The organism is Type-D symbiont of Plautia stali (assembly GCF_001485335.1).
GTDB lineage: Bacteria > Pseudomonadota > Gammaproteobacteria > Enterobacterales > Enterobacteriaceae > Pantoea > Pantoea vagans_C.
Genome location: NZ_BBOC01000135.1, coordinates 1 through 9314, shown reverse-complemented (window position 1 = coordinate 9314; position 9314 = coordinate 1). Strand labels below are relative to the sequence as shown.

Annotated in this window: 5 protein-coding genes and 1 pseudogene; 2 read left to right on the top strand and 4 right to left on the bottom strand. The window is 50.0% G+C overall.

Translation table 11 applies throughout. The annotated features are described in order from the left end of the window. On the bottom strand, nt 1–569 hold a 569-nt coding region (locus PSSD_RS24710; protein ID WP_201023849.1), incomplete at its 3' end, for a PDC sensor domain-containing protein. Nucleotides 570–4173: 3604 nt separating this feature from the next. After that, nucleotides 4174–5217 (bottom strand): glycosyltransferase family 4 protein, encoded by a 1044-nt coding sequence (locus tag PSSD_RS24705; RefSeq protein WP_235589296.1) that lies wholly within the window; start codon nt 5215–5217, stop codon nt 4174–4176. Nucleotides 5218–6335: 1118 nt separating this feature from the next. Between PSSD_RS24705 and PSSD_RS24695 the strand changes: the two are divergent. Then, a pseudogene (locus PSSD_RS24695) lies at nt 6336–7095 on the top strand (DUF481 domain-containing protein). 529 nt (nt 7096–7624) lie between these two features. Here the strand turns inward: PSSD_RS24695 and PSSD_RS28510 are convergent. Both PSSD_RS28510 and PSSD_RS27620 read right to left on the bottom strand, forming a co-directional pair. Further along, nucleotides 7625–7834, bottom strand: coding sequence for an EAL domain-containing protein (locus PSSD_RS28510; RefSeq protein WP_058974066.1), 210 nt, complete (start codon nt 7832–7834; stop codon nt 7625–7627). Further along, a complete protein-coding gene (locus PSSD_RS27620) occupies nt 7806–8120 on the bottom strand; it encodes a hypothetical protein (protein WP_153011504.1) in 315 nt (104 codons plus the stop codon). The genes PSSD_RS28510 and PSSD_RS27620 overlap by 29 nt, the downstream gene beginning before the upstream one ends. Before the next feature lie 706 nt (nt 8121–8826). On the opposite strand from PSSD_RS27620, the gene PSSD_RS28545 reads away from it, so the two are divergent. Then, a complete protein-coding gene (locus tag PSSD_RS28545) occupies nt 8827–9048 on the top strand; it encodes a GFA family protein (RefSeq protein WP_439654618.1) in 222 nt (73 codons plus the stop codon). The last annotated feature ends 266 nt before the right edge of the window (nt 9049–9314 follow it).

The window sequence follows — 9314 nt, the reverse complement described above, 5'->3', positions numbered from 1 at the left end:
AGGCTGAGAATGTCGCTCAGCATGCTCTGTTTTTTGAGGTAGATGGTGCCGCCTATGTAGCCCAGATAAGTGCCGTCCGGCGTAAACAGGGGCTGCGACAGGAAGATCACGTAGTTACCTGTAGCAGAGGTAAAGGGCGAAGAGATAAACGGCTTCTGCGTGGTAATGGCCTGTCTGCTGGCGTCGGAATGCAGCTTTATGCCGATGAGGCTCAGGCTTTCCGGCGAGGTTGCGGCGATAACGGCGTCGCGGTTAACCACCACGACGGTATTGAAAAAGCCCGACTGCAGCCGCAGGCGATCGGTCTCGTCCCGAAGGTGCCCCGAATCGTTAAGCCCCTTAATCTGCCCGGCGCTCCAGGCGAGCTCACGCTGCGCCGTGCCGAGATAGCGATCGGTGGTGTCGGCGAGCTTGCGCGCATAGGCGATGTTGCTCTCAAGCAGGCTGTCCTCAATGTTGCCCTTCTGAAAAATCAGCAGCGATCCGAGCAGCAGGCAGGCGGTCAGTATCACTCCGCCGACGGAAAGTAATATGAGCAACGTACGGAGACGTAATTTACCAGGAAGCATAGCGACCAGAGTCCGGAGGAAGTATTTTACAATATAACGATAAACCACCTGATTGAAGCCGAAAGTACATCAGTAAAAGGCTGCCGTTTAGTGTCGTAGATAGCATAACATGTACGAGATACACTGCCTCATATCGCAGAAGCTCGCTTCCGGAAGCCATCTCTGAAACGGGCTGATTTCATATCTGCACGGCAACCGACCCGATCAAAAGCCCGGCTATCTTAACTGGCAGGAATTTGTCAGGGGCTCAAATCAATGAGACATGACTGACCGGTCTTCAGGCCGGACGTTATGCCACAATGCTGTCACACCTCCACCCCGACACAAGAGTTAATCCCCGCTCACCGGCTTTGGCGCGCGTCTTTCTGAGAGAAAATTTTCAGTGACCACACAGAAAAACAGCCCGCGCAAACGGGGACCTTAGACTAAAGTAGGGATCTTCGGGGTCTATCTAATGCTAAAAAGCGCGTTAGCCACTAAGCCTCTGAAGCGCCTGAATAGCCATCAAGTATGAGCCGTTCTTTTACCCGAACGGGACACAAGAGCATTTTTGCTTGTAGGATTTTATCCTTGAAAGGGCAAACCGGATGACATTAATCCAGTGCGGGTCGGCAGAGATTAAAAAGAGACCTCTTAAGAGAGGTGTGCAGCTCACTCCATGTCGCAACCCGGTCTTCGGGATCTAGACCAATCTCTCCGCTCAGATGCATTAGTGCTGAATTTATATCAGATTTGATGCTTTGATATCCCTCTCCTGATTGATGCAGACAAGCCAGTCTTTTTATCTGAACCTCATATTCAACCGTAAGTAAACTGTTCATCTGTACCCTCATCTGAATCCCGGAATTAACGATAAGTATAGGTTAAAGAAACTGTATAAATTAAAATTCCCCAATAGATCCTTTCAAAGCCAGATGTGGTCATTCCAGTAAACCGCGGATCGCAAGGCATGCTGTCTTATGCGCTGATGATGACATTACCTGCCCACGGGACACTTTAATGATCCAGCAACCGGATAAAGGATAAGGGGTTTATCTGACGTAAAATCGACTCCGTTTTATGTCAGCGATACGGTAATACTGAACTGTCCGGTGAGAGTTCGCAATATTCTCTGATGTCAGGATACCCAGCAGTTTCTCTTTTCGGTAAAGTGAGATTTCGTACGCTGTCAGGATGCCTTCAGCGCAACGCTTATCAGATCCAGCTGTCATGAAAATCGAATATCCATGACAGCACGTGGATAAAAAAGGTTAAGAAATAAAAGGAAAGCGAAGCCTGAACACAGACAAGGCGGTTTTCCTGATGCGGCCGTTGAAAGTGTGTGTAACAAGGAAGCCTCCACCGTTACGTTCAACGGAGATAACCTGCGTCATGAGTTTCTTATAAGATGAAAAACTACCAGAGAAATATTTCCCTACCATTTCGCAGGGAAGAACGTCATTATAGTTCATAGCTATCTGATATGACCTGAATTTACAGTAACAGGAAATTAATTTTAGCGTAAAGCGGACTTTTTTTCACGTCCCGCTCGCAATTTTCTAATTTAATCACATACTGAGTGCAAAAAAACTTCTTTCCGACTAATAGGGTCAAACAAAATCTTCTACGTACAGGAATGCCTCCTGGCGGGATCAATAACAAATTGAGTTATTCAATCTGATATCATAACCCCCCCAAAAAGGGGGTGAGACATTCAAAATATGTGACCCGATGAATATATTTGAGAAAGAATATTTTAATTAATTCATGGCTGTCAGACTTGATAGGTAGCAGAACCTGTAGCTTTCATGATAAGTATAATTATGTGCACTGGCCACAAAGAGTTACTGACCTGCCCGAGTCGGGCTACCTGATGATGATCCTGTCGTGGCAACCTTTTGTTCGGATTTTTCTTTAATGACACAGTTAATTGGCTTGAATCAATCAGGAATTTGTCGACCGGCAAATGACAACCCACCTTGTTGCTGAGAATTGTGGTATTTTCAACATACATAGTCGTCGACTGCTTCAGAGCTAACGTACAGACGGTTCGACGGTCATGGCTGAAAGGTGACGCGGCTGGCCCAGCAAATATTAACCGCCTGCGGGCCTTCCTGAACGTGCGGTTCAGCTCATGCGCGAGCGCTAACCTGATTTGTTCCGACGATTAATAGCGAAAAGCTTGCCGGGCTGTGCGGCGTTGTATTGTTTAAAGATATTGTCCGAATACTGCTGACGCAGTCATCCCTCTGGATCTGCAGACAATGCGCCCTTAAAATTCAGCAACCGCGATATCAGCGCGTGTGTTTGTGAGTTGACTGACCCAAAGATTTGCGTCACTGATTGTACCGCTTCGCTGGAATTTTTACGGGCTCATCCTAATATCAAAATGTCGCTTCTACTCCTCTGTATTAACGGCATACTCCGATTGATCATGACTGGCACCCTGTGTGCAGCCCGGACGCCATCAGTGCCGGGCTTTTTTAATTACGTTACTATCACCTCTGAAACCGCACCAAATCGGCTAATCCATCCAGTAAATTCTTATCATGGAACTTTTTAAAACGCTCAAGCTTATGTTGCTATAATAGCGACGTATTCATATACACACAGCAAGCGTTATGCATACGAAAAGAGAATTTCCAGTTGAACGAATTTTTTACCCGCCTCTGCGCGGGTTTTTTTGTGACTAACGACTGGACTATTCAGGAACAACCTCTATCAAAAGAGCGTTCCGGTTCTCCTCGGAATTACCAACATTCTATTGCTATATCAGGCATTTAATTATGCCGCCCGGACTCACTTGCTCCGGGCTTTTTTGCCCCCAAAACTGTCACATCTGCATTCAGGTATAATCGGGACTTAGTGTCTTAAGAATTTCTGATATTTACAATAAGACCCCAGAGTTAACACTTTACATACGTGGTTAATTCTTATTGCTAAAAATCATACCATTACACTAAATTCAGGTTATGTAACGATCTCAGTTTGTTCTAATAGCGCTCCATATCCCTTCAATACGAGTGATGTGATGTTGTACATCAAAAACTGCATTTGAACGCCCGCTCCATTTTCGGAAGCGGTTTATTTTCTTCGTCCAGGCGGCTCAGATCGCAACTTTTGTTGCTGGAAAGTGCATGATGGTAACAAACCAGAAGGGTCGATAGTTACCCCCAAAGATTGCCCGCGCTTTAGCTCACTCTCTGTACGGGCTTTTTACTGCTATGGTTTACATTAATTACCGGAGTGAAAGAATCGCCGCATGGGGCGAGTAACTCCGGCGCCGGCATCATCCGGCGTATCGATGTCGCTGGGGGGGCTTTCTGCCGCCGGCGTGATCGCTGCTGCTCACCTCGCTGGTGACCGTGCTGACCAGCCTCTGGATGCTGGCCGTGGTGCTGCCAGTCATCTAAATTCTTTCTGAGGAGGCTTCCATGCTGCTCAGTCCGGGGACATCAGGGCTCAATATCCGCACATCGGATGACAGCATGTCTGGCAGTGAAAGGGTCACGGCAGTACTGCACCCAGGGTTTTACGTGCTCCCTGACGACCCGGATGCCATGGGGTATCAGCGTCAGGGCTGTCGCGACCAGAATGAATGCCAGGATCCGTCCGGGTACATGCTTCATTTTCTGGCAGGTTCCGGCATTTTTTCTCCCCTGTACACCGCGTTCAGCCGCTGCTGAAAAAGACGGGGATCGTGCTCTGCGCGTATGCGCCTTAATGAACCTGCTGACTTACTCTCAAGCTGGGCCCTGTTTTTCATGATATCCATAATTATCGTTTTAAGCTGTTCTACCATGCTTATGCGCAGCCGTTGTTTCTCTTCCTCAGACTTTATGCCCAGTTCGAACGATCCATTCAGCGGGCAGCGTATCATCCAGCCCGCTTCGTCCGGATTAATTTCCGGTAGCGCCCGGATGTTTGTGGTGATCACCGGGCAGGCGCACGCCTGCATTTCAAGGACGGAAAAACCGTAGGTGTCCTGCCACGTGGGCAGCAGCCCGACGTCAGTGGACCGGATAAGCTGCAGTACCGCGTTGTTGGCCAGAGAGGTGAATGGCTGGAAGACCGGCGTTTCGCGGAGCGCTTTTTCAATGCTTCCCCGAAACGTGGCGTCGTCCTGAAAATTTCCGTGCGCCACGTTGTGCGTCCTGCTCGTGTCGCCCACGATATTGACACGCACATCGTTCGCGCTAAGCGCGCCTTCCCTGAGCAGCTGACTGAAAGCAAGCACGACTTCAGCGCCTCCCTTGCGGTAAAACTCATTTCCCACAAAGGTAAAGGTCAGCGGGCCTCCCACCGTCTTTGCGATCCTCTCCAGCAGAACCGGCTGAGGTGGATGCAGGACGTGCAGTTTAGGAAGGATAGCCGACCGCTCAGCCGGAAAGCGCTCAAGTAACTGCAACTGGATTTGCCGGGTGGCTTCGGATATAGCGATGATACCCCTGCAGCCCGGTGAACTGACATGCCTGAGCTCCCGGGACAGTTCGGGATTGGTGAATTTATCAATCCCCCTGATCGGAAGGACACGGGGCAGTTCGGTTTCAAAGGTTGCCACCCAGTTGCCCGCACCGGTGGCGACTTCATTGAACAGATGAATGATGTCGGCGTCATCTGAGGAGAAAAAGGGAAATGGACGAAAGATAAACAGCTTGTTGCGGCGCAATAACCTCTGTCTTACAGCGTTGGCCCAGGTCCAGACATTCCTGAGTCGGTAGTCCTGATAGTCATGTAAACCGTCAGTCAGGATGTTTCTTTTTTCAGGGTAACCCGTACCCCCACGATGATTTTCATATTTCCCCCGGCGTGATACAAATCGGCAAAAGATGAACGCAACGTAAATTAACTTCTTATAACGTAAAGATATCTAAATGCGACTTTTGATCAGATGAGGATAATTTTCCAGCGGCGGTTTCACATTCAGGGAACATTCAGAGAAATGCCCGAGCAGTACAGATTACAGGACAACCCGGTTTAACCCGGGCGCCGGGCCTCTGCCGCGCAGAAAGGCACTTCTTAAGATCAGAATTTTTCAGAAAGTTCTGGCACTGATACTTGTTTCTGGAGGAACACAGTTCTGGCATACAGCCACTACGCAGGGGCCGGAACTTAGTATTTGGGAGGAAGTGATGGGCGCGCGCCGGGAGGGCGGCGTTGCCTGATGACAGAACAGGTGTTTCGCGCGGAAGCGGGTCGGCCAGTTATTTACAGGCGAAATAATGGTGCGGCAACTCAGGGATTAAAGGGTGATGCTACTCACCTGACACATTGATGTTTCCACCCGCAGGGCACTGATGCGCTCTTCTGTACGGAATACCATTTTTCCCATGCAGCTTTTCAGCGCTCCTGCCGGGCTGCGTGCGCTGCAGTTGAGCCACCCGTACCCTCACATCCGCTTCATCTCCCTGACGGATGGCAGGCTGGATGGAGAGCCTGTCAGTGACCCGGCTGATGCAGATGGTCGCGCTGGCTGCCATCACCTTTGTTTCTGAGTCAGGGTGGCATCCTAAGTCAGGTAATGGCGCCGCGATTCGGAAGATGACGGGCTCCAGGCACCATCCCGCCGGTCGGATCCCTGAGCCCCGCGCTCGTGGCTGCGCTGGGTAACGGACTGACCCGCGTCTGTGTGCCGGTCGTGCTGCTGGCCGCGGTCACGCAATGACGTGAATGACCCATCCCATCTTTATGATATCCTTAATGATTTTAACGATGCCTTAGCGACTTCCCGCAGGAAAATATTTTCAGTCCGTATAAGCTTTATTTTTTTACATGTGAGCTGATGAATTGAAAGCATTGACCTCAATGCGCGGCATGCCATTGTTTGCCCCGAGCCTTTTTTCGGAGGGGGCCCCGGCCAGCGTCGACATTTTTACCGTTCCTGATGATCCTTCCACGGCTGAAAGTGATTTTGCAGGTAACGTTCAGGGCAGCTACGCCCATCAGGGAGGTAATTCCCGTACGTCCACCCTTACGGCTGATTCAACGCTGACCTGGTTTGATAGCGCCAACGCTTACAGCCTCTGGGGAGAAGCCTACAACTACAGCTCTGATGACACCCGTTCCTCCGAGAAATATCTGGCGGGCCTGCGCCTGCGGCCTAAACTGGACGGCAAAAATTTTCTTTTCGGACAGAACGGGTGGTATGGCGACAGATTCAACGGGTACTGAGGCCACTACATCACGGTAGCCGGATAAGGCAGGCAGATATTCAGCGGGCCGCTTCATACTCTGCGCGCTGAGGCCGGCCCTGGCGTCAGGCATGATGAGTTCACTGACGGAAACGAAACGACCAATGCGCTTGCCTATACTGCCCTCAGCTATTCTTACAAACTCACTGACGCTGCTTATTTTATACAGGGCGTTTCAGTGCTGGCTTCCAGGGATTCCACTCTCAATTCCGAAACCGGCCTGAGAGTCGACCTAAATAAAAGGTTCGCCCTGAAAGTGACGTATAACTACACGCACAATTCCATGCCGCCTTCCACGGCGCCGGATAAAACCGACACAAAAAACGCAGGTGTCCATTGTTTATAACATTCCCTGATGCAGCGATGTTGCATTCCGGAACCGGGACATCAATTTTCGCTCCCCTCTGTAGATACCTTATCAAACCACGCGTTCGGCCTGACATCCTGTCTGATACGCTGATGGCTTCTGAGGAGATGAAGATGAGAAAAAAATGGTTCTGCTGCTAGTGGCGTTAATCTGAACAGTACCACTTTCCGAGGGGATATGGCCCTGGCGGCGGGCCCGGAGGCAGGCCGGGCTAACGTTCAGCATCTGGGTAATACAGACAGAAGGCGGAGTCAGCGGCCTGCCTGATGATGGACGTTCGGCGGGCCTCAGACAGTAAGATTGCTCCCTGAGGCCAGGTTAACTTCAGCAGAGGGAATGATGCAGTACGTTTACCCGCCTTCCGGGGGCACCGCCGAAATCGTCTATGGCAACATGCAGGCCGGCTTTGCGTAACAGGGCGAATTTTTCGGACAGCTGTTCTGTCAGGCTGAAGCTCTGACGTTCGGTAATCTCAACAAGCACGTCCAGTCCTTAGAGCTGTGCATGTTCGGTAAACTTCAGTAATTCACGAAAGGTTCCGGGGTTTCGACGATTTCGGAGGTGATATTTACGGAGAGATAGAGGCCTTTTGCTGACAACATAGCAAAATCCTCCCGCACCTTCTCCAGTAGCTGCAAAGTCAGCTCCCCAATCATTCCACTCTGTTCGGCAAGCGGTATAAAAAGCGTCGGCGATGCCTCATTCCCCTTTTTGTTGCCGCACCGCATGAGGATTTCCAGCCCGCCACCTTTCTGTCTCGTGTACTGATAACAGGCTGATACACCGGGTAAAAGCTTTTTTATACAAGTAATATTTCAACACAAACCGCGGTGTGTTTATCAGACCGGTGCTGACATAAGTCAACCAGCCCGCCAGGAGGCTGACGGTAAGAATGAAAAAAATAACCGCGCAGCTGTGAAGAAGAAGCCTGCGGATGTTCATGGAGTCAGATGAATCCAACACAAAGGGATATTGTGAACTTTTCCAGACATAACCCGAAGGACTCAGCTTCATGAAATCCTGCAGAGTGTAGAAGGCAGCATCGGGGGAAATATAGCGAAGCGCGTCCCGCACAAAATAACCATTAATGACTACGCCGGTTAAAGAGGCGGACGATCTGAAATAAACCAGGTAAAAGTGTATCCGTCCTCCTGTTTCATTGTCGTGTAAAAAGGGACATGGCCTTCTGAATAGGAGACTTTCTTTTCCGGCAGTCGGCCTTCGAGAGATGAGCAACCCTTAACGTGCTCCGATAAGGCCGGACTTTTCTTCTCTGGAAAGGAATGAATCCGCCTGGAGCGATGGAAAGTATTCATCCACGTTATTACTGATGTCATTTACCTGACTTCTGCTCTGACTGATAATGCTGTTACGCAACTGCAGCAGGTCATTCATGCTTTTGTCGATCGCTTCCTGACTCGGCGATGGTGTAAGAGTACTCTCACCGGTCTTCAGCAGGCTGATATACTATTACGCCAGTAAGATATCATACCCGTCTCTTTCCGGTTTTGACTGCAGGGTCCGCGGTGATACCGTAATTGATTACTGTACTGACCATGATCTTCTTCCTTAAGATGAAATAAGTCCTCAATGGATATCGGCCCCCACTGCTCAGACTTTGTGCATTTTATGTCAGACTTTTGGAAGCGGACGATCATGCCAGTCCGGGTACCGCAGTGTGCCCGAAAACTGATTGAGGAATACGCTTTTGCGAACTCCAGTGGTAGTTAGCGGCTCCTGTCTTTGCGATGAAGTGGCATTTAAACTTTATGTCAGACCTCTGAAATACTATCGCAGTCACTGGCCACTTTGTAGAAAGCAATACGGCACGGGCTATAATATCCCCACCATAATGCATTCCCGCGACCTTGAATGGGCTCACGACACAGAAAATGTCATTAACTGCAGTGGCGGCAGGAATACCGACATGACTTTTTCCTGAACTGTGGCAGCACAGAGCCTAATCTTCTGCGTGAAAAACCTTACGTATGGGTGACTATGGGGCTTATTAAAGCGAGCTTCAGTATGATCTGCGCTGGCGATTTCTGTACGGCAGACGCCATGATGTGGGCTCTTGTTGACCCAAGCATCGCATACTGCGGCGCTTCCGAGGAGCTGAGCCATTCACTACACTGGTAACCGGGCTGGCCAGCGTTTGGATGCTGGCCGTGATCCTGCCCGTCGTCTAGACCGTAAAGGCATCCCGGA